The sequence below is a fragment of the Dyella sp. Tek66A03 genome (assembly GCF_052567735.1).
Genome location: NZ_CP199584.1, coordinates 971,158 through 991,730, shown reverse-complemented (window position 1 = coordinate 991,730; position 20,573 = coordinate 971,158). Strand labels below are relative to the sequence as shown.

The 20,573-nt window shown below is 64.1% G+C and carries 21 protein-coding genes; 12 read left to right on the top strand and 9 right to left on the bottom strand.

Annotation, left to right across the window (positions count from 1 at the left end):
* Positions 1-269 precede the first annotated feature (269 nt).
* From proC to ACT01B_RS04335, 3 genes are all read left to right on the top strand, one after another.
* Entirely contained in the window at positions 270-1,094 is an 825-nt protein-coding gene (proC, locus tag ACT01B_RS04345; RefSeq protein WP_445146159.1) for a pyrroline-5-carboxylate reductase, read from the top strand.
* Positions 1,091-1,666 carry a YggT family protein gene (locus tag ACT01B_RS04340; protein ID WP_445146158.1) on the top strand — a complete coding sequence of 192 codons (576 nt, stop codon included), beginning with the start codon at positions 1,091-1,093 and terminating at the stop codon, positions 1,664-1,666. Before proC ends, ACT01B_RS04340 begins: the two co-directional genes overlap by 4 nt.
* 77 nt (positions 1,667-1,743) lie before the next feature.
* Positions 1,744-3,834 (top strand): M13 family metallopeptidase, encoded by a 2,091-nt coding sequence (locus ACT01B_RS04335; protein ID WP_445146157.1) that lies wholly within the window; start codon positions 1,744-1,746, stop codon positions 3,832-3,834.
* A gap of 147 nt (positions 3,835-3,981) precedes the next feature.
* Here the strand turns inward: ACT01B_RS04335 and ACT01B_RS04330 are convergent, their stop codons facing one another.
* Genes ACT01B_RS04330 through pdxH form a run of 3 tightly spaced genes read right to left on the bottom strand, consistent with a single transcriptional unit; the run spans position 3,982 to position 5,876 of the window.
* Positions 3,982-4,788 (bottom strand): cobalamin-binding protein, encoded by an 807-nt coding sequence (locus tag ACT01B_RS04330; RefSeq protein WP_445147424.1) that lies wholly within the window; start codon positions 4,786-4,788, stop codon positions 3,982-3,984.
* 31 nt (positions 4,789-4,819) lie between these two features.
* Positions 4,820-5,257: a secondary thiamine-phosphate synthase enzyme YjbQ gene (locus ACT01B_RS04325; protein ID WP_445146156.1), complete on the bottom strand. Its 438-nt coding sequence runs from the start codon at positions 5,255-5,257 to the stop codon at positions 4,820-4,822.
* Positions 5,258-5,288: 31 nt separating this feature from the next.
* Complete coding sequence (gene pdxH / locus ACT01B_RS04320) at positions 5,289-5,876, bottom strand: pyridoxamine 5'-phosphate oxidase (protein ID WP_445146155.1); 588 nt, start codon at positions 5,874-5,876, stop codon at positions 5,289-5,291.
* A 40-nt stretch (positions 5,877-5,916) separates the two neighbouring features.
* Between pdxH and ACT01B_RS04315 the strand changes: the two genes are divergently transcribed.
* Positions 5,917-6,747: a kinase gene (locus ACT01B_RS04315; protein ID WP_445146154.1), complete on the top strand. Its 831-nt coding sequence runs from the start codon at positions 5,917-5,919 to the stop codon at positions 6,745-6,747.
* Positions 6,748-6,760: 13 nt separating this feature from the next.
* Here the strand turns inward: ACT01B_RS04315 and ACT01B_RS04310 are convergent, their stop codons facing one another.
* Together ACT01B_RS04310 and ACT01B_RS04305 are read right to left on the bottom strand one after the other, a co-directional pair.
* Positions 6,761-7,105: a YbjQ family protein gene (locus tag ACT01B_RS04310; protein WP_445146153.1), complete on the bottom strand. Its 345-nt coding sequence runs from the start codon at positions 7,103-7,105 to the stop codon at positions 6,761-6,763.
* Positions 7,106-7,197: 92 nt separating this feature from the next.
* A complete protein-coding gene (locus ACT01B_RS04305) occupies positions 7,198-8,037 on the bottom strand; it encodes an NAD-dependent epimerase/dehydratase family protein (RefSeq protein ID WP_445146152.1) in 840 nt (279 codons plus the stop codon).
* 58 nt (positions 8,038-8,095) lie between these two features.
* On the opposite strand from ACT01B_RS04305, the gene ACT01B_RS04300 reads away from it, so the two are divergent.
* From ACT01B_RS04300 to ACT01B_RS04280, 5 genes are all read left to right on the top strand, one after another.
* Positions 8,096-8,635 carry a shikimate kinase gene (locus tag ACT01B_RS04300; protein ID WP_445146151.1) on the top strand — a complete coding sequence of 180 codons (540 nt, stop codon included), beginning with the start codon at positions 8,096-8,098 and terminating at the stop codon, positions 8,633-8,635.
* Positions 8,632-9,735 carry a 3-dehydroquinate synthase gene (aroB, locus tag ACT01B_RS04295; protein WP_445146150.1) on the top strand — a complete coding sequence of 368 codons (1,104 nt, stop codon included), beginning with the start codon at positions 8,632-8,634 and terminating at the stop codon, positions 9,733-9,735. The genes ACT01B_RS04300 and aroB overlap by 4 nt, the downstream gene beginning before the upstream one ends.
* Positions 9,736-9,899: 164 nt before the next feature.
* Positions 9,900-10,160 carry a WGR domain-containing protein gene (locus tag ACT01B_RS04290; protein ID WP_445146149.1) on the top strand — a complete coding sequence of 87 codons (261 nt, stop codon included), beginning with the start codon at positions 9,900-9,902 and terminating at the stop codon, positions 10,158-10,160.
* A 1-nt stretch (position 10,161) separates the two neighbouring features.
* Complete coding sequence (gene hemE, locus ACT01B_RS04285; protein ID WP_445146148.1) at positions 10,162-11,229, top strand: uroporphyrinogen decarboxylase; 1,068 nt, start codon at positions 10,162-10,164, stop codon at positions 11,227-11,229.
* Between the two features lie 201 nt (positions 11,230-11,430).
* The gene (locus ACT01B_RS04280) at positions 11,431-14,277 is read left to right on the top strand and encodes a valine--tRNA ligase (RefSeq protein ID WP_445146147.1); all 2,847 of its coding nucleotides are present in this window, start codon (positions 11,431-11,433) and stop codon (positions 14,275-14,277) included.
* Positions 14,278-14,370: 93 nt separating this feature from the next.
* Here ACT01B_RS04280 and ACT01B_RS04275 read toward each other — a convergent pair whose 3' ends face one another.
* The 4 genes from ACT01B_RS04275 to pssA all read right to left on the bottom strand — a co-directional run bounded on the left by ACT01B_RS04275 (position 14,371) and on the right by pssA (position 17,579).
* On the bottom strand, positions 14,371-15,420 hold the full coding sequence (locus ACT01B_RS04275) for a TraB/GumN family protein (RefSeq protein WP_445146146.1): 1,050 nt from the start codon (positions 15,418-15,420) through the stop codon (positions 14,371-14,373).
* Positions 15,421-15,853: 433 nt separating this feature from the next.
* Positions 15,854-16,324, bottom strand: coding sequence for a ribosomal protein S18-alanine N-acetyltransferase (gene rimI, locus ACT01B_RS04270; RefSeq protein WP_445146145.1), 471 nt, complete (start codon positions 16,322-16,324; stop codon positions 15,854-15,856).
* A 5-nt stretch (positions 16,325-16,329) separates the two neighbouring features.
* Positions 16,330-16,806 carry a hypothetical protein gene (locus tag ACT01B_RS04265; RefSeq protein ID WP_445146144.1) on the bottom strand — a complete coding sequence of 159 codons (477 nt, stop codon included), beginning with the start codon at positions 16,804-16,806 and terminating at the stop codon, positions 16,330-16,332.
* 2 nt (positions 16,807-16,808) lie between these two features.
* Positions 16,809-17,579, bottom strand: a complete 771-nt coding sequence (pssA, locus tag ACT01B_RS04260) for a CDP-diacylglycerol--serine O-phosphatidyltransferase (protein WP_445146143.1) — start codon at positions 17,577-17,579, stop codon at positions 16,809-16,811.
* A 106-nt stretch (positions 17,580-17,685) separates the two neighbouring features.
* On the opposite strand from pssA, the gene ACT01B_RS04255 reads away from it, so the two are divergent.
* From ACT01B_RS04255 to ACT01B_RS04245, 3 genes are all read left to right on the top strand, one after another.
* Positions 17,686-18,111: a DUF4124 domain-containing protein gene (locus tag ACT01B_RS04255; RefSeq protein ID WP_445146142.1), complete on the top strand. Its 426-nt coding sequence runs from the start codon at positions 17,686-17,688 to the stop codon at positions 18,109-18,111.
* 117 nt (positions 18,112-18,228) lie between these two features.
* Positions 18,229-19,926: a proline--tRNA ligase gene (locus ACT01B_RS04250; protein ID WP_445146141.1), complete on the top strand. Its 1,698-nt coding sequence runs from the start codon at positions 18,229-18,231 to the stop codon at positions 19,924-19,926.
* A gap of 287 nt (positions 19,927-20,213) precedes the next feature.
* Complete coding sequence (locus ACT01B_RS04245) at positions 20,214-20,537, top strand: H-NS histone family protein (protein ID WP_445146140.1); 324 nt, start codon at positions 20,214-20,216, stop codon at positions 20,535-20,537.
* The last annotated feature ends 36 nt before the right edge of the window (positions 20,538-20,573 follow it).

Genomic DNA, 20,573 nt, shown 5'->3' with positions numbered 1-20,573 from the left:
CGCACGGCCGGGGGTATCCATGGACGCGGCGCCACCGCGCAAGCGCGCAGACGCCGTCCGAACGGTCCAAACCCGGTTCCCCATGCAGCGGGCCGATACTACTCGCGCCATGGCCCGTGCCACCAGCCTTTCCTTCGCTCTACTACCCAAAGCGGGGACGTGGTTTGCAGAAGTCTGGGCCGAGGCGGTTCCGCCTCCCCGCACTTCCGCCACGGGACGGGCCAAGGCGCCGTCTTGTAAGGTAGGCGCCGGATTGGCGAGGAACCCGCATGACACGTATTGCTTTCATTGGTGGCGGAAATATGGCGCGCAGCCTGATCGGCGGCCTGCTCAAAACCGGCATCGCCGCTTCCTCCATCACCGTGGCCGAACCCAGGGCCGACGCACGCCAGGAGCTGGGGCGGGACTTTGGCGTGGCCTGCTATGGCGAAAACCGCCTCGCCGCCGCCGAGGCGAATGTCCTGATCCTGGCGGTGAAGCCGCAGATCATGCCGGCGGTCCATGCCGAGTTGCTGGACACCCTGCATCGCCAGAGGCCCCTGCTGATCTCGATCGCCGCCGGCGTACGCATCGACCAGCTCGAGCGCTGGTTCGGCCATGCCCTGGCCATCGTCCGCTGCATGCCCAATACCCCGGCGCTGATCGGCGCGGGTGCTACCGGATTGTGCGCCAACCGGCGGGTAAGCCCGGAGCAGCGTGCGCAGGCCCAGCACATCATGGACGCCGTCGGCCTCACGCGCTGGATCGAAGACGAGGCGCAGATGGATACCGTCACCGCCATCGCCGGCTCCAGCCCGGCTTACTTCTTTGCCCTGGTTGAGGCGCTGGAAGATGCCGCCTTTGCGCAGGGCATGCCACGCAACGTGGCCCGCGCCCTGGCCGCCCAGGCCTGCCTGGGCGCCGGCCGCATGCTGACCGAAAGCGGCGAGGACCCTGGCGTGTTGCGTCAGCGCGTGACCTCTCCCCATGGCACGACGCAAGCCGCCCTGGAAAGCTTTGCCGCCGACCACTTCCACGCCACTGTGGCCCGCGCCGTGGCCGCCGCCACGCGCCGCGGTGCTGAACTGGCTGCCAGCCTGGATGACAAGCCGTGAATTATCTCGTTAACGCCGTTTCCTTCCTGCTCGAACTGGCCTTCGGCGCCGCCGCGGCCTTGTTCGCCCTGCGCCTGTTGGCTGAGGCCAGTCGCGCGGACTTCCACAACCCGCTCAGCCAGTTCGTCTACCGCACCACCAATCCCATCCTGGCGCCGATCCGCAAGCTGCTGCCGAACTGGCGCCGCATCAATATCGCCGCCTTGCTGCTGATCTGGCTGCTGATGCTGCTCAAGCGGGTGCTGCTGTTTGCGCTGCTCGGCGCCTTCCCGCATGTGCTTGGCCTGTTGTTGCTGTCGGTAGCCGATACGCTCGACTTCATCCTGATGTTCTACGTGGTGCTGATCTTCATCTGGTCCTTGATGAGCCTGTTCCAGGTCGAGCACTACCATCCGGTCTATCGATTGGCAGGCAGCCTGGTCGACCCGCTGCTGCGCCCGCTGCGCGGCAAGCTGGTGGCCGGCGGCCTCGACTTCGCGCCCTGGGTCGTGATGATCATCCTGATCCTGGCCCGCCTGCTGGTGGTGTCTCCGCTGGCCGACTTTGGCAGCCGTTTGGCTATCGGGCTCTAAGCGCTCTCGATTTCGATGTCACTGGGCCGCGTCGATGCCATCGCCGCCCTGTTCCTCTCTGATACGGAAGGTCCACCATGAAAGTGACTTCGCATTCCCTTCGTCGGTGTGCCCTCGCCCTGGGCATGGCTGCGGCGTGGCTACCCAGCGCCCAGGCCGCCGACACCACAGCGAAAGCCGCGCCGGCTTCAGCCCCGGCTGCGCTGCCACGCGACGTAGTAGCGGCGAATATCGACGCGTCCGTCAACCCTGGCGATGACTTTTTCCAGTTCGCCAATGGCGCGTGGCTGAAGAGCAACCCGATCCCGGCACAGGAATCGATGTGGGGCATCGGCCAGGTGGTACAGGACGACCTCTACGTCAAATTGCGCAAGATCAGCGAAACCGCGGCCGCTCAAAAGAGCGCCGCCAGCGGCAGCGACGAGCAGAAGGTGGGCGATTTCTGGACCACCGCGATGGACCAGGCCCTGGCCGACAAACTTGGCCTGAGCCCGCTGAAAGATGAGCTTGCCCGCATCGATGCGGTGCATGACTTGCAGTCCGCACTCGACGAAGGCTTCGCGCTGCAGCCGCTGGGCGTGGATGCGTTCTTCGATTTCGGTGTATCGCAGGACGAGAAGCAGAGCGCCGTCATGGCCGTGCATCTGGGCCAGGGTGGTCTGGGCTTGCCGGAGCGCGACTACTACTTCAACCAGGAGCCGGGCGTCGCCAAGGCTCGCGTTGCCTACGTGGAACACCTGCAGCGCATGTTCCGCCTGCTCGGCGCCGACGACGCCGCCGCGCGCAAGAGTGCGACCCAGGTGATGGCGTTCGAAACCGCACTCGCGAAGGTGTCGCGCCCGCTGGCCGACCTGCGCGATCCGGAGAAGAACTACAACAAGATCGCGCCTGCCGACTTCACCGGCAAGGTCACGCCGGCTATCGCCTGGAGCGAGCGCCTGAAAGCGTGGAAGCTGTCGCCGGAAACGGTCATCGTCGGCCAGCCGGAATTCTTCGGCGGGCTGCAGGCCCTGCTCGCCAAGACGCCCGTACCCGTGCTGCGCGACTACCTGCGCGTCCACCTGGCCGACGCCTATGCGGCCTACCTGAGCCAGGACTTCGACAACGAGCACTTCGATTTCTACAACCGTGTGCTGTCGGGCCAGAAGGAGCAGAAACCGCGCTGGAAGCGCACCCTTCGCGCCGAGAACAACGCCATGGGCATGATCCTTGGCCGCATCTACGTGAAGGACTATTTTTCCGAGAGCAGCAAACAGCGCTACAACGCCATGGTGGAATCGATCCGCACGGCTTATGGCGAACGCATCGACCGGCTCGACTGGATGAGCCCGGCCACCAAGACCAAGGCGCACGAGAAACTGGCCACCGTGACCAGGAAGGTCGGCTACCCGGACAAGTGGAAGGATTACGCCGCGCTCAGCATCGGCCGAGAGTCGTATGCGAAGAACATGATGAATGCCAGCCACTGGGCCTTCAACGACATGGTGTCGAAGTTCGGCAAGCCGGTCGACCGCAACGAGTGGGAGATGTACCCGCAGACCTATAACGCCTATTACAACCCATCCAACAACGAGATCGTGCTGCCTGCCGCGCAATTCATCATCCCCGGCCATGCGGACAGCGAGATCGATGACGCCGTGGTCTACGGTTATGTCGCCGCCTCGACCATCGGCCACGAAATTACCCACGGTTTCGACGATCAGGGACGTCAGTTCGACGCTGCCGGCAACTTGAAGGACTGGTGGAGCAAGCAGGATGCGGCCCGCTTCAACCAGCGCGCCGCCGTCATGGTCAAGCAGTTCAACGCGTTCGAACCGCTACCCGGCCTGCATATCAATGGCGAGGCCAGCCTGGGCGAAAACATCGCGGACTTCGGCGGCCTGATGATCGGTATCGACGCGTTCAAGAAAACCGAGCAATACCAGAAGGGCGAAAAGATCGCCGGCTATACGCCGATGCAGCGATTCTTCCTTGGCTATGCGCTGTCGTGGCTGTCGCAGGAGCGCGAGGATCTGCTGCGGCAGGCCCTGCTCAGCGACGTGCATGCGCCGGCCAAGTGGCGCGTCAACGGGCCGCTGTCGAATATTCCGGAGTTCTATGAAGCGTTTGGCGTGAAGCAGGGCCAGCCGATGTGGCGTCCCGAGGCACAGCGCGTTCGCATCTGGTGACTTTCCTTTGCTCCCTCTCCCCTCCGGGGAGAGGGCTGGGGTGAGGGGCCAATCTTGAGAAAGCGCCAGATTAAAGCGCGATCTTTTGAAACCTCACCGCGAGCACCCGCCCCTCACCTCAATCCTCTCCCCAAGGGGGAGAGGAAGCTAGTGAGCGTGCCGCGCTGCCCAGTCCGCGAAGATCCTGTGGATTGCATCGAGCCCATCAATCAACGCCGCCGGTCCCGGCTGCAGAATGATCGGTGACTTGATCTCGTAGAGATCACCGTTGCGAACCGCTGGAATAGCATCCCAACCCGCTCGCGCGGCCACTCGCTCTGGACGGAAGCGTTTACCGCACCAAGAGCCCAGGATGATATCCGGCGCCTGCCGCACGACCTCGCCCGCATCCGCCAGGATGCGGTGCTTGGCCAGTGACTCGCTGGACATCTGCGGGAATACGTCATCACCACCGGCGATGCGAACCAGCTCGGCCACCCAGCGGATGCCCGTGATCAGCGGCTCGTCCCATTCCTCGAAGTACACCTTCGGACGCCGCTTGAACTGCGACGCGGCGGCCTGCACCTGCGCGATGTGCCGCTCGGCCTGCTGCGCATAGGCCTCGGCCCGCTCGCCGGCTCCCACCATGGCGCCGAGACGCCGGATATAGGCAAGAATGCCGTCCACGCTGCGATGGTTGCTGATCCACACCTCTACGCCGGCCTTGATCAGGTCGCGCGCGATATCGGCCTGGATATCGGAAAAACCGATCGCCAGATCCGGTTCCAATTTGAGGATCTCGGCGATCTTCGCACTGGTGAAGGCCGAGACCTTCGGCTTCTCCTTGCGCGCCCGCGGCGGTCGCACGGTGAAACCGGAAATGCCGACGATGCGATGTTCCTCACCGAGCGCATAAAGCACCTCGGTCGGCTCCTCGGTCATGCAGACGATGCGTTGAGGGTAATGATCGGGCATGGCCCGGCCGCGGTTGGTTTCGGTCAAGAGTTCAATGTCCCAGCACGGTTACCGTGATCTTGCGCTGATGCGGATCAAGGCGGTGTTCCCAAAGAAAGATGCCCTGCCAGGTACCGAGCTGCAGCTTGCCCGCATGCACCGGCACCACCAGGCTGACACCGGTGAGGATGGCACGCACGTGGGCCGGCATATCGTCCGGCCCTTCTTCGTCGTGCCGGAAGATGGCGTCGCCATCGGGCACGGCGCGGGCCAGCCAGCGTTCCAGATCGTCGCGTACGGTGGGGTCGGCATTCTCGCTGATCAACAGCGAGCAACTGGTATGCAGGCTGAAGATGTTGGCAACGCCGGTGTGCACGCCACTGGCTGTCACCACGTCACCGACCTTGTCGGTGATCTCGGTGAAGCCGCGGCCGCGCGAGTGCACGACAAAGCCATTCTGGGCAACGTGATCGGCGGGCGCAGCGCGCATGCTTCATGTCTCCGAATGGCTTGGGGTACGCTCAAGGATAAAGCAGGCGATGGGTCCAGGTCTGGCCGTGGCGACTCCAGCGCACGCGATCGTGCAAGCGGAATTCCGCGCCGTACCAGAATTCCACCATGTCCGGTTCCACCACGAAGCCGCCCCAGTGCGGGGGGCGCGGCACGTCGCGGCCTTCGAATTCGTGCTCGTAGCGCTTGAAGCGCTGCTCGAAGGTGTCGCGATCGGGCAGCGTCTGCGACTGCAACGAGGCCCAGGCGCCGAGCTGGCTGGCGCGCGGACGCGAGGCGAAGTAGGCATCCGACTCCTCCGCCAACACTTTGCGCGCCAGGCCTTCCACGCGTACCTGCACCACTTCGCGCAACTGCTTCCAGTGGAAGCACAGGGCGACCTGGGGATGCGCCTCGAGCTGGCTGCCCTTGTCGCTCTCGTAATTGGTATAGAAACGGAAGCCGCGCTCGTCCGCCCCCTTGAGCAGCACGATGCGCGAACTCACCCGTCCGGCCGCATCGACCGTCGCCAAATTCATGGCCGTGGGCTCGGAATCGCCTCCCGCCGCCGCCTCGTCCAACAGTTGCAGGAAGGTGTCTAGAATCTCTGATTTCAACATGGGGTCTTGAATCGTGGCCGCCGCGCGCCATCATGGCCGAATGTCACCAGATGCTAGCACGCAGAATTCGACCCTGGCGGGACACCTGCTCGACCAATACGCCGGTCGCATTGCCCGCACCCGCCGCCCTTACCTGCTCGGCCTGTCCGGCCTGCAGGGCAGCGGCAAGAGCACGCTCGCCCGGGAAATGAAGCTCCAGGCGGAATCGCGCGGCTGGCCGACCGAAGTACTCTCGCTGGACGATTTCTACTACTCGCGCAGCGAACGGGAACTGCTGGCGCAACAGATCCACCCGTTGCTGCGCACCCGCGGCGTGCCTGGCACGCACGAGATCGAACTGCTGCTGTCAGTGTTGGCCGCCTTCCCACAGGCTTCCGAAAAACTGCCGGTGGACTACCCTCGTTTCGACAAGGGGCGTGACACGCGTGTTACACCTTCACGCTGGCCTCGCGTCACCCGGCCCCCCAGGCTCGTCATCCTGGAAGGATGGGCGCTAGGCCTCCGTCCACAGCTTCTGACTGCATTGGAAGAGCCTATTAACAGCTTGGAGCGCGACGAAGATCCCGACGGCCGTTGGCGCCACTGGGTCAACAAGCAGCTGCGCGGCTACCAGCCGCTATGGCGCAAGCTGGACGCCCTGATCGTACTGCACGCACCCAACTGGGAAGTCGTCAGCAAGTGGCGCAGCGAGCAGGAGGAGGAATTGTTGGCGCGTAACGCTCCGCTGGCCATGGACGCCAAGGCGATGGTGCGCTTCCTCGCCCATTACGAACGCTTGAGCCGGCACGCCCTGGCCACCCTGCCCACGCTGGCGGATACCTCGGTGGAGTACGACGACGACCGCCATGTCCTCGCTGTCAATCACAGCTGACCCCTGCGACTTTTCAGCCTAGCGGTTCCACCATCACGGCCGTGCCGTAGGCCAGCACTTCGGTCACGCCTTCGGCCACATCGTTGGCGTCGTAGCGCATCGCAATCACCGCGTTGGCGCCATGTTCGGCAGCGTGGCGCAGCATCAACTCGAAAGCCTCTTCGCGGGCGTGCTCGCACAGCTCCGTATAGATCGAGATATTTCCGCCCACGAGCGTCTGCAGCGCGGCGCCAAGATTGCCGATGACGCTGCGCGAACGCACGGTGATGCCGCGCACGACGCCCATCGGGCGGACGATGCGGTAGCCGGGCAGTTCGTGGCTGGTGCTGACCATGTGCGGCGAGATCTTGCTGGGCATGAAGGCTTTCTCCGGGGTTAAGGGTGCGTCACTTCAGATCGTCCTCCAGGCGGCTTTCAACAGCCGCTTGGATGACACGTTTCAAGCTGCGCTTAGCGGGCAGGCCGCAGCAGGGCGGCATACCCCTCGCGCGCATCAGCCCATTGCGGCACGAACCCACCAGCTCGCAAGCACGCATTGCTGAGGCGCTTGCTGCCCACACCTGGCGGCGCTGCTCCCTCGACCGGCGGTGGCGCGCCGATCAGGGCTGCCAAATGGTCGTACAACACATCCAGCGGCAACGGCGTGTCGTCGACGCCGAGGTAGAGCGGCAGCGGTGTGCGCAAGGCCAGAAGATGCGCGATGGCGGTCGCCGCATCATCAACGTGGATGCGATTGGCCCAGTGCTTCACTTCACGCGGCACGCGCACGGCACCGCTGCGCAAACGCTCGACCCATTGAAGTCGATCCGGCCCGTACAAGCCGGCAAGCCGCAACACGATCGACAACACCGGCTGCGCCGCCAGCCATTGCTCGGCCTCCAGCAGCACCCGGCCATTGAAGCCCGGCGGCTCCGGTGGCGTCTGCTCGTCCACCCACCCGTCGCCATGCTCGCCATACACCGCGCTGGATGACACGAACAGCGCGCGGTCAAGCGTGTCGCGATCGAGCGCCACAAAAAGATGGCGCAAGCCATCGACGAAGACCGCGCGATAAACGGCCGGATCACGTGCATCAGGCGTCGGCAGATAGACCAGCTGGGTGATCCCGGCGGGCAAGTCGCGCAGTGTCTCAGGCTGGGTGAGGTCACCCTGCAGCCAGCGGATACCGCTGCCATCAAGCGCGGGCAGCCGGCGGCGCAGCGCCCATACCTGGTCGCCGCGCGCCAGCAATTGCTTGGCCACGCGCAGGCCGACATCGCCGCAACCGGCAATCAGCACCCGCTGGCTCAAGCGCACCTCCGCGTTACCGCGAACCGCTTTGCGGTCCCACGCCTGTTAGCATTTGCGTATGAATCCATCGTGCAACCTGTTTATCGTCGGACCGACCGGCGCGGGCAAGACGTCCATTGGACGTCGGCTTGCCGAGCATTATGGTCTGAGCTTCGTCGATCTTGACCAGGAGATCGAGCGCCAGTGTGGCGTACCGGTGAGCATGGTGTTCGAGATCGAGGGCGAGGTCGGCTTCCGGCAGCGCGAAAGCCAGCTGCTCGACGAATGCAGCCGCAGGCGCGGCGTACTGCTGGCCACCGGCGCGGGCGCCGTACTGGACCCGGCGAACCGCCGGCTGCTGGCCGAGCGCGGATACGTGCTGTGGCTGCAAGCCACCCTCGCGCTGCAACTGGAACGCCTCTCGCAGGACCGGCAGCGGCCCCTGCTCGCTGGCGGCGATCGCGCCACGCGGCTGGAAGCCATGGCGCAGCAACGCACGCATCTCTATCAGGAAATCGCCGACCTGGTGATTCCTGGCGTACACGAACATGTCCAAGCTGCCAGCGCGCGCAGCATACTTTTGATTGACCCATCCTGGCATCGTCAGCACGCCGCATGAGCACACCTACCGACACCCACCTTCGCACCATCCACGTTGCGCTCGGCACGCGCAGTTATCCCGTATGGATCGGCCCGGGCCTACTGGCTGACCACGCTCGCTGGCGGGCCACCTTGCGCGGACGCCACGCGCTGGTGATCAGCAACACGACCGTGGCACCGCTCTATCTCGATCGCGTGGCCGAAGGGCTGGATGGCCTGACTTGGTCATCGTTCCAGCTTGACGATGGCGAGGCGTACAAGACGTTTGCGAATGTCGGTCGCGCACTGGAGGCACTCGCCCAACTGGGCGCCACGCGCGACGCCTGCGTGGTCGCGCTGGGCGGCGGCGTGGTGGGTGATCTGGCCGGCTTCAGTGCGGCCTGCTGGATGCGCGGCATCGACTTCATCCAGATGCCGACGACCCTGCTAGCCATGGTCGATTCATCGGTGGGCGGCAAGACCGGCGTCAATCTTCCCGCGGGCAAGAACCTGGTCGGCGCCTTTCACCAGCCACGCGCCGTGGTGGCCGACACCAGCACGCTGGCTACGCTGCCGGATCGTGAATATCGCGCCGGTCTCGCCGAGGTCGTGAAAGGCGCCGCCATCGGCGACCCGGCTTTCTTCGCCTGGCTGGAGCAGCACGCCGCCGCGCTCAATGCGCGCGAACCGGCACCACTGATCGATGCGATCGCGCGCAAGGTGAGCTACAAAGCGGGCGTCGTGGCGCGCGATGAAACCGAACAGGGCGAGCGTGCCCTGCTCAATCTCGGTCACACGTTCGGTCACGCGCTGGAGACCGCCGGCAAGTACAAGGTGTTGCTGCACGGCGAAGGCGTCGCCATCGGCATGCTGCTGGCGGCGCGCTTGTCGGAGCGGTTGGGCATGGGCGAGCCGGCGGATACCGCACGCCTGCAGCGCCTGCTCACGTCGCTGGGCCTGCCCACGGCCATCCCGGCCGGCATGGATCCCGAGCAGCTGCTGGCGTTGATGCGGCTGGACAAGAAAAATCTTGCTGGCACCTTGCGCCTGATCCTGTGGCGGGGCATCGGCCGCGCGGAGATCGTCGGCGGCGTGGACGAAAGCGCCGTGTTGGCGGTGCTGGACATGGCGACGCGCTGACAGCTATCGGATCTCATGTAGGAGCCCACCTTGTGGGCGATCATACGTAGCGGCGTCAGCGCTCGGTTGTCGACGCGCGACGGATCGCCACGCTCGCTACTACTTGTCCGGCCTTCTAGAATGCGGGCATTACGGCACCTTGCCGCTCCCAAGCCCAGGTATCCATGCGTCTCTACCTGCAAGCCATGCCCGATGCCAGCCAGGCGCCGCGCTATGTCCAGATTGCGATCGAGCAGGACTTGCTCGGTGGCTGGACGCTTTATCGCGAATCCGGTGTCCAGGGTGGCAAGGCCACACTTAAGCGCGAGCAGTTTCTCGAACGCGACGACGCTATCGCCGCCTTCGAGAAGGCCCGCGATGTGCAGCTCAAACGCGGCTTCCGCGTGATGTTCAGCCAGGGGCTGGAAGGCCCGTACGGACACTGAAATGCTAGAAACCCTGAAAAACGACCGCTTCCTGCGCGCCCTGCGCCGTGAGGCCACCGACACTACGCCCATCTGGGTCATGCGCCAGGCCGGCCGTTACCTGCCCGAATACCGCGCCACCCGCGCCCGCGCCGGCAGCTTCATGGCGCTGGCGCAGAACCCGGAGCTGGCGTGCGAAGTAACGCTGCAGCCGTTGCAACGGTTCGAGCTGGACGCCGCCATCCTGTTCTCCGACATCCTCACCATCCCCGACGCGATGGGCCTTGGCCTGAACTTCGCCCAAGGCGAAGGTCCGCAGTTCGCGCACCCCGTGCGCAGCAAGGCCGACATCGACAAGCTCGGCGTGCCGGATATGGAAGGCGAGCTGCGCTATGTGATGGATGCCGTGCGCCTGATCCGTCGCGAGCTGCATGGTCGCGTGCCGCTGATCGGCTTCTCCGGTAGTCCGTGGACCTTAGCGTGCTACATGGTCGAGGGCCATGGTTCGCGCGATTTCGCCACACTCAAGGCCATGTGCTGGAATGAACCGGCCCTGGCCCACCAGTTGCTCGACACGCTGGCGCAGTCCGTTGCCGCCTACCTGATTGCCCAGGCCGCCGCCGGCGCCCAGGCGCTGATGGTATTCGACACCTGGGGCGGCCTACTGGGCCCGGCCGCGTTCCGCGAATTCTCCCTGCGCTATATGGCCCAGGTGATGGATGCGCTGAAGGCCGATCCCCACAGCCGCGAGCTGCCGGTGATCCTGTTCTCCAAGGGTGCCGGCCAGCACCTGTCCCAGCTGGCCGACACCGGCTGCGCCGGCCTGGGCGTGGACTGGACCATGGACTTGTCCGACGCCCGCCAGGCCGTTGCCGGCCGCGTGGCCCTGCAAGGCAATCTCGACCCCGCCGTACTGCGCGCCAGCCCTGAGATCATCCGCCGCGAGGCGCGCCGGGTGCTGGACAGCTACGGCAACCACCCCGGCCACGTCTTCAACCTCGGCCACGGCATCACCCCCGAGGTCGATCCCGAGCACGTCAAGGTGCTGGTGGACGAAGTCCACGCCTACGGCCGCACCCTGCGCGGCTAACCCGCCTTGCTCCCTCTCCCCTGCGGGGAGAGGGCCGGGGTGAGGGGCGGGGGCTCGCGGCAGCCTCCCTATCCCGTCGTTCCGACGGTTTTTAATGGGCCAACGCCCCCGTTTTTGGCACCCCAGCCCACCCACCCGTACAATCGACCCTTTCACGCCCATCCCCACGCGCCGATCCTGGCGCGCAATCGCGAGCCCCCGATGGAAAAGAGTTTCGAGCCCAGCCAGATCGAGTCGACGTGGTATAGCCGCTGGGAAGCCAGTGGCGACTTCAAGCCCTCCGGTCGTGGCGAGCCGTACTGCATCCTGCTGCCACCGCCGAATGTCACTGGCACGCTGCATATGGGGCATGCGTTCCAGCAGACCGTGATGGATATGCTGATCCGCTACCAGCGCATGCGTGGCATGAACACGCTGTGGCAGGTGGGTACCGATCACGCCGGCATCGCCACGCAGAAGATCGTGGAAAACCAGCTCGCTAACGACGACAAGACCCGCCATGACCTGGGTCGCGAAGCCTTCATCGAGCGCGTGTGGAAGTGGAAGGAAGAATCGGGCTCCACCATCACCAACCAGATGCGCCGCATCGGCGCCGCCGCCGACTGGTCGCGCGAGCGCTTCACCATGGACGAGGGGCTCTCGGCGGCGGTGCGCAAGGTGTTCGTGGAGTGGTATCGCGCGGGCTTGATCTACCGCGGCAACCGCCTGGTCAACTGGGATCCGCTGCTGGGCACGGCGGTGTCCGATCTGGAAGTGAACAACGTGGAACGCGACGGCCATATGTGGTCGCTTCGCTATCCCACCGCGGACGGCAGCACCAGCCTGGTGGTTGCCACCACGCGTCCGGAAACCATGCTTGGCGACGTCGCCGTCGCCGTGCATCCGGAAGACGAGCGCTATGCGCATCTCATTGGCAAGACGCTGACCCTGCCGCTGACCGGCCGCGAGATTCCGGTGATCGGCGACGACTACGTGGATCGCGAGTTCGGCACCGGCTGCGTGAAGATTACGCCGGCCCACGACTTCAACGATTACGCCATCGGCCAGCGCCATAACCTTGCCCCGATCAGCATCTTTACGCTCGACGCCAAGGTCAACGAAAACGCGCCGGCCAAGTACCAGGGCCTGGATCGCTTCGAGGCGCGCAAACGCGTGCTGGCCGACCTGGAAGCCGAAGGCCTGCTGGTCGAAACCAAGCCACACAAACTGCAGGTGCCGGTGAGCCAGCGTTCGGACGCGGTGATCGAGCCGATGCTGACCGACCAGTGGTTCCTCGACCTCACCACCGACGAGCTTCCGGAAGGTCGCGCCAAGCCGGCGGGTACCATCGGTGGCCGCAAGGCGATTACCGAACCCGCACTCGACGCGGTGCGTTCGGGCGAGATCAAGTTCGTGCCGGAAAACTGGAGCACCACGTATACGCAATGGCTGGACAACATCCAGGACTGGTGCATCAGCCGCCAGCTGTGGTGGGGCCACCGCATTCCGGCGTGGTATGACGAAGCAGGCAACATCTTCGTGGGTGAAGACGAAGCCGATGCCCGCGCGCACGGCACCGTCGCTCCCGTCGGCGCCCTGCGTCAGGACGATGACGTGCTCGACACCTGGTTCAGCTCGGCGCTGTGGCCGTTCTCCACGCTTGGCTGGCCCGCCGAAGGCCCGGTGAAGAACGAACACGGCGAGATCGTGGCTGACTGGCAGCACGACCAGATCTTCCTGCCCAGCGCGGTGTTGGTCACCGGCTTCGACATCATCTTCTTCTGGGTCGCCCGCATGGTGATGGCGACCAAATACTTCACTGGCCTGGTGCCGTTCCGCGAGGTGTACATCAACGCCATCGTGCGCGATGCGGAAGGCCAGAAGATGTCCAAGTCCAAGGGCAATACGCTAGACCCGCTTGACCTTATCGACGGCATCGAACTGGAGCCGTTGGTGGAGAAATCCACCAAGTCGCTGCTGATCCCGCAGGTGCGAGAAAAGGTCGAGAAGCGCATCCGCAAGGATTACCCGAACGGCATTCCCGCGATCGGCACCGATGCGCTGCGTTTCACCTTCGCCGCGCTGGCAAGTTACAGCCGCACCATCAATTTCGACATCAAGCGCGCGGAAGGCTACAAGGCGTTCTGCAACAAGCTGTGGAATGCCGCGCGCTTCGTGCTGATGAACATGCCCGAAGGCGAACTGCCGGCACCCGCCGACGCACCGGCGACGGAAGCGGAGCGCTGGATTCTTACGCGCCTCAAGCAGACCTTGCTCGATGTGGAGCAGCATTTCGCCAGTTACCGCTTCGACCTGCTGGCGCAGGAGCTGTACGAGTTCACCTGGAACGAGTTCTGTGACTGGTTCCTGGAACTGTCAAAGCCAGCCTTGAATGGCGACGACGCACTAGCGGCCGCCTCCACGCGTCACACCCTGGTCGTGGTACTGGAAACCGTGCTGCGCGCACTGCACCCGATCGTGCCGTTTATCAGCGAAGAGATCTGGCAATCGGTCGCACCGAAGCTCGGCCTCGCCGAAGGCGGCCTGATGCAGCGTCCGTGGCCGCGTGCCGACGAGATCGCGGCGGACGAAGCCGCCACCGCCGAAATCGAGTGGTTCAAGAATGTGCTGAGCGGCATCCGCCGCATCCGCGCGGAAATGAACATCGCCCCGGGCAAGACCATTCCCCTTCTGCTCGCCGACGGCGATGCGACGGATCGTTCACGCGCCGCCAAGTTCGCCGCGCAGATCAGCTTCCTCGCCCGCGTCGACGCACCGCAATGGATCGCGTCTGGCGCAGACGAGCCTGCGGCAGCCGCGGCCGTGGTCGGCTCGCTGCGTGTACTGATTCCGCTGGCCGGCTTGATCGACCTCGGCGCCGAGAAGACGCGCCTGGCCAAGGAAATTGCCCGCATCGAAAGCGAGATCAAGAAGTGCGAGGGTAAGCTCGGCAACGCCAACTTCGTGGCGAATGCACCCGCCGAAGTGGTGACACAGGAGCGCCAGCGCATCGCCGACTGGGGCGTGCAGCTCCATGCGCTGCGCGAACAGGCGCAGAAGCTGGGGTGAAAAACTCTTACTCCCTCTCCCCTTTGGGCGACCCAACGGGGAGAAGGAGCAAAGCCGCCACGTTCCTTCTTGGCGCAAAACGCCAAGTCGAACTCAAAGACCAGCCTTCGTTTCGGAGAGGGCTTCCGGCGCCTCTACGGTGTAGCCCTCCTTCTCCAGCGCTTTCAGGTAGCCATTGCCGGCCACGACCAAATTCATGGGGAGCAAGGCCACTGATTGCGGGGCACGCTCCAGTGCGGCCTCCGCAGCCTTGATCCATGCCTTTTGGATTTGGTGGGATACATCGGTCATACCAATGGTTTTCGCAAAGCTCGTGTTGCCGATGGCGGAAAGACATTCATCCTGCTGTCTGGTAGACAGCACGTTGCTCAGCGTCTGTAGGTCTCCCGTCGCCCATGCGTTCGCCCGTTCCGTGGCCTGCAGAAAATCCTGGTCTATCGAGTCGAGAATGCCGCGGAGGCACTGCTGGTCATCGATTGACGCCTTCTTGAACTGCTTTGCCGCTTGGCTTGGGTTATCCAGCATCAAGACATAGAGCGTGTCCGTGACGGCTACCTTGCTTCGTTTGGCGGCGGCATAGACGACCTGCTCCACCGTACGGTTGTCGGTCAGCCCCGATTGACTTAGCGCAGCGCTGTATAACTTCTTTCCCGCAAAAGACGGCCTCAATCGCTCGACATTCCGACTGTCTTGCAGGTACTTGTGCTTTTGCACGAGCCAACGGTTGTAGAGCTCGGACGGGAGCGCCTGTTGCAGCGTCTGGCCATCGGGAAGCCTCTCCAGTCCGATCATCGAGGGGATCAGGGACAGCCGGCCCCAAAGGCCTACGTTCGCCCCCATGCCCATCCCCGGCGGCTTGAGCACCTGCTGGGACGAGGCAATCAGCTGCTCAACCTTGGACGACTCCCACTGCATGTCTTTCGGCAAGGGAGAGGTGATGCCAAGCACCCACATCACGTGACCGTCCTTGCTTACCCGCCACAGCGCGGGACCGGGCAGGACGCCTGAAACCACGATGGGTGCCAAGGTTACAGCGGCGTCTGGTGCAGGGCGTGGCGGAGCCGTCTGTGCGAACGCCTCGAGCGTGGCCCACATGGCCAAGGAGAGCAATGCAATGCTGCGGAAGCGACTTGCTGTCTGCATGGGTATCCCTACAAGCGTACGGAACCTGACGCGGTGCGATTGGCTTTGGCGGAAATCCGGATGAACGACCCTGCCCCGGGATGAGGTCATCTCGGCCCACGTGCATTCATCCCGACCTAACGAAGTGCCTGAAACCGCGCATCACCCGGCGAACGCCGAGGTGGTCAACGCTACGTCACCTGACTCCTGGGAGGGTACCCATTCAACACCCACATTATTTGTAGGCTTTTACATAGCCCGTTGTCGGCAATGATCCAGGTCATGGCCTTGTATTAACCAAAATGCCAGCCGGTCTCACCGGCACACACGCGAAAGTCGCCGATGCTCAATGCCATCGCCATATCGCCAGTGATCGCGACTTTCTTTCCCCTCCTCGGCGACGAGTTCGTCCACGCATCTCGATGCGTGCTCGGTGTGACGAGGGCGACGGGAGCTACGAGGGCAACAAATCCAACGCCATCACAATGGCATCCTCGCGCCCTTGCTTGGCCGGGTAGTACTTCGGTCGCCGACCGATCTCGTCAAAGCCCATCGACTCGTAGAGTTTCTGCGCGATGGGATTGGAAGGGCGGACCTCGAGGAACACGCGCGTCGCTCCGTTCCAGCGTGCGATATCGAGCAGTCGTCGCATCAGCAAGCGTCCCAGGCCCAGCCCGCGATGCGCTGGACCGATACACACGTTCAGCACGTGGGCTTCGCCAGCGGCCACGGACAACACACCGTAACCTGCCGCCTCGCCCTCGACCCACATCACCCAACACGGATGACCGGCCTTCAGGCAGTCGCTGAAGATGCCTTGCGTCCAGGGAAAATCGTAGGAGGCGGCCTCCATGGCCGCGACCGCGGGCAAATCTTCGCGCCGCATGGCGCGGATCTCGGCATGAGGACGGGCCACGGCGACCATGGTCACTATTCCATGGGTGCGGCCAGGGCACGCCGCAGGCTGCGCAGCGCATTCCACAGGCGACGTTTGCTTGCCGCCGACGCCAACACGCCGGCAGGCTCGTCGGCCAGTACGATATGTGCCCGGCTGAGCGTCGCCGCCGGCAGCTCACGGCCCAGCGCATGCGCCTGCGCCTCGCCAAAGACAAGATAGGCGCGAGCCTCCGGCACCGAAGGCAGCTGGCCATTGCTCACTTCGATACGTGGCGCGCGAGCCACGGTTGCGCCACTGGTCATCAACGCACGCCCCACCAAGTCCAGCTCACGCTGTGAGCAACCCGCCGGCAACAGCACGACGCATGCGCCCGACGATGCTGCCGCCGGCGCAATCTCGATGGTTTCGGTAACGACTTCAGACGGGACGCGGCGCACCCAAGGCGTCACACCCAAGGCGCGCAGCACACGCTCACGGTGGGCCGAAGAGGCTTGGGCGAGCGTGGCCATGCTCAAGCCGCTCCGCGACGCCGGCGGCGGGTCGCGCGACCCCACAGGGTCATGACCGGCCCGGACAACAGGTATAAGGTAAACACCACGAACAGCACGCGCGGCGGATCCACGAAAAACGGTACCAGGATCAGCACGCCGATGATGATCCACAGGAACGGCACGCGATCGCCCATCGGCAGCGACTTGAAGCTGTAGTAGCGGAAGCGGCTCACCATCAGCAGACCCACCACCACGGCCATCACCATCGTGATGAAGCACACCTCTTCGCCAAGGATGCCGAACTTGTCCATGCTCCAGACGAAGGACATGCACACGGCGGCGGCGGCCGGACTGGCCAGACCCTGGAAATAGCGCTTGTCGATCACCGCCACCTGGGTGTTGAAGCGAGCCAGGCGCAAAGCGGCGCAAGCGGCGTAGATGAAGGCGGCGGCCCAGCCGATCTTGCCCCAGGTCGGACCGAAGTCCCTAAGCGTGGACAACGACCACGTGTACATGACCAAGGCCGGCGCCAGGCCAAAGCTCACCAGGTCGGACAGCGAGTCGTATTGGACACCGAACTCGGTCTGCGTGCCGGTCAGGCGGGCCACCCGGCCGTCCATGCCGTCCAGAAGCGCAGCCACGAACACGGCAATGGCTGCCGAGCTGAAATCACCGCCAATGCTCACGACAATCGCGTAGAAACCGGCGAACATGGCGCCCGTCGTGAACAGGTTCGGCAGTAGGTAAATACCCCTATGTCGCGGGGGGCGGACTGGCGTACTGTCGCTCATGAATCAATCCGTGACGGAATGCGCGCAGTGTAAACCATCCGCCGCTTGAGTCCGGCCGAAGGGGGTTGTTTACTTGTGCACCTTGTCCAAAGCCATGGAGAACCCGATGCGCCGCTTGCTGATCGCCGCCGCGTTACTGCTCGTTGCGCCCCTGGTCGCTGCCCAGGCCTATAAATGGACCGATGCCGGCGGCACCGTGCATTACTCCGATGCGCCCCCGCCGCAGGGCACCAACTACAAGAAGGTGACCACCTCGGGCACGGTGGAGCCGTTGGCCGAGCCCGCACCCAGGGCCAATGCCGAGAGCGCGGGCCAAGTGGCGAGCAAACCTGCCCCCCAGCCGGTAGCGGACACGCCTGAGAACCGGGCCAAAATGTGCGCGTCGCTCAAAAGCAACCTGGAGGCCCTCAAGAGCAGCGGCCCAGTGGTCATGGACGATGGCGGCCAGCAGAAGGTGATGGATGCCGACCAGCGCAAGCAGCAGCAGACCGCTGCCGAAGGCCAGTACCAGCAGTTCTGCTCGGGCGGCTGAGCCACCGAACCGTTCCTGCGGATTCCGGCCCTCGACAACGTTCCTGGGCTCGAATCTGCGGAGTCGGCATCGCGGATCGCTATAATCGGCCTCTTTTAACCCGCCGGATCCGCTCGCATGCGCCTTAGCCAATTCCACCTGGCCACCGTCAAGGAAGTCCCCGCCGACGCCGAAATCACCAGCCACCGACTGATGCTGCGCGCCGGCATGATACGCAAGCTCGCAGCCGGCCTTTACACCTGGTCGCCGCTGGGCCTGCGCGTGCTGCGCAAGGTGGAGAACGTAGTGCGCGAGGAAATGAATCGCGCCGGCGCCATCGAGATGCTGATGCCTTCCATCCAGCCCAGGGAGCTGTGGGAAGAAACCGGTCGCTGGGAGAAATTCGGCGGCCAGCTGCTGAAGATCAAGGATCGCAAGGAGCAGGAGTTCTGCTACGGTCCCACGCACGAGGAAGTCATCACCGATTTCGCGCGTAACGAGCTCAAGAGCTACAAACAGCTGCCGCTCAACTTCTATCAGATCCAGACCAAGTTCCGCGACGAAATCCGCCCCCGTTTCGGCGTGATGCGCGCGCGCGAGTTCCTGATGAAGGACGCCTACTCCTTCCATCTCACGCCGGACTCGCTGGCCGCAACCTACGATGTGATGTACCAGGCCTACGCGCGCATCTTCACCCGCCTGGGCCTGAAGTTCCGTGCAGTGCAGGCCGATACCGGCGCCATCGGCGGCAACGCCAGCCACGAGTTCCAGGTCCTGGCCGACTCGGGCGAGGATGCCATCGCGTTCTCTGATGGCTCCGACTACGCGGCCAATATCGAAAAGGCCGAGGCGCTGGCACCGGCCATCGAGCGCCCTGCCCCTGCCGCCGCATTGCAGCGCATGGACACGCCCACGCAGAAGACCATCGACGAGGTGGCAACCTTCCTCAAGGTCTCGCCGCAGCAGTGCGTGAAGACCATCCTGGTGCGCGGCACCGAAGGGCTGGTCGCGCTGTGCGTGCGTGGCGACCATGAGGTCAACGAAGTGAAGGCGGCCAATCTGGCTGAGCTGCCGGGCGCATCGGAACTGGCCAGCGAGGAAGAGATCCTCGCCCTCACCGGCACCCGTCCCGGCTTCCTTGGCCCGGTCGGCCTGCCCGCCTCGGTGCCGGTCATCGTCGATCGCAGTGCCGCCGTACTCGCCGATTTCGTCTGCGGCGGCAACCAGGATGGCACCCATTACGCCGGCGCCAACTGGGACCGCGATGCACGCATCACCCGCGTTGAGGACATCCGCAAGGTCGTCGAAGGTGACGCCTCGCCGGACGGCCACGGCACGCTGCGCATCGCCCGCGGCATCGAAGTGGGCCACGTGTTCCAGCTAGGCCAGAAGTATGCCGAGGCGCTCAAGGCCACCGTGCTGGACGAAAAGGGCAAGGCCCAGGTGATGTATATGGGCTGCTACGGTATCGGCGTCAGCCGGATCGTGGCCGCAGCCATCGAGCAACGCCACGACGAAGCCGGTGTCATTTGGCCGGAGGCGATGGCGCCGTGGCGCATCGCCGTCTGTGTGATCAATCCCAAAAACTCGCCGGACATCGCCCAGGCGGCTGATGCGCTTTATACGCAGCTAAATGAGCGCGGCATTGAGACGGTGCTGGACGACCGTGGCCTTCGCCCGGGCGCCATGTTCGCAGACATGGAATTAATCGGCATTCCGCATCGCGTAGTTATCAGCGAACGTGGCATGGCGGCCGGCACGCTGGAATATCGTGCGCGCGATGCCGCGGAAAGCCGTGCCATTACGCAGGACGAGCTGTTCTCCCTGCTCGGCTAATCCACCCGTTGAATGATCCAGGGAAACGGCCGCCCTGCGCGGCCGTTTTCTTTTGCGGGCACCGTCAGCCCTCTGGCCATGCTGAACTTTTTCAAATATCTGACATCCATGCATTACCCATCTAATACAGATTCATTGCTAATGGGCGCCATCCAAAGCGGAATCGCCTTTTTCCGACGCTTTGCAATTGCGATGCACATGATAGAGAATCAAAAGTAAATCGAAGATGCCTCGTCCCTACGTCGACGACGCCCATTTATAGCCCTACTCACCTTCCGGAGTTGCTCATGGCAGTTGATATCAAGAGCCTCAATCACAGCCAGCTCAATGACCTGATCAGCAAGGCCCAGCTGCGTCAGAATGAACTGCGCAAGGAAAAGGTGGTCAAGCTGCGTGAAAAGATTCACGCGTTGATCAAGGCCGAGGGTTATGCATTCGAGGATATCTTCGGCCATGGACGCGCGAAGACCCGCCGCAGCGGCGGTACCGTGGCGCCGAAGTACCGCAATCCCGCCGACCCGGAGCAGACCTGGTCCGGTCGCGGCAAGCGTCCGCGCTGGTTCAATGAGGCGCTGAAGGCTGGCAAGAAGGAAAAGGACCTGGCGATCTAATCGCCGTGAGTTCCCGAAAACAAAAACGCCGGCTAG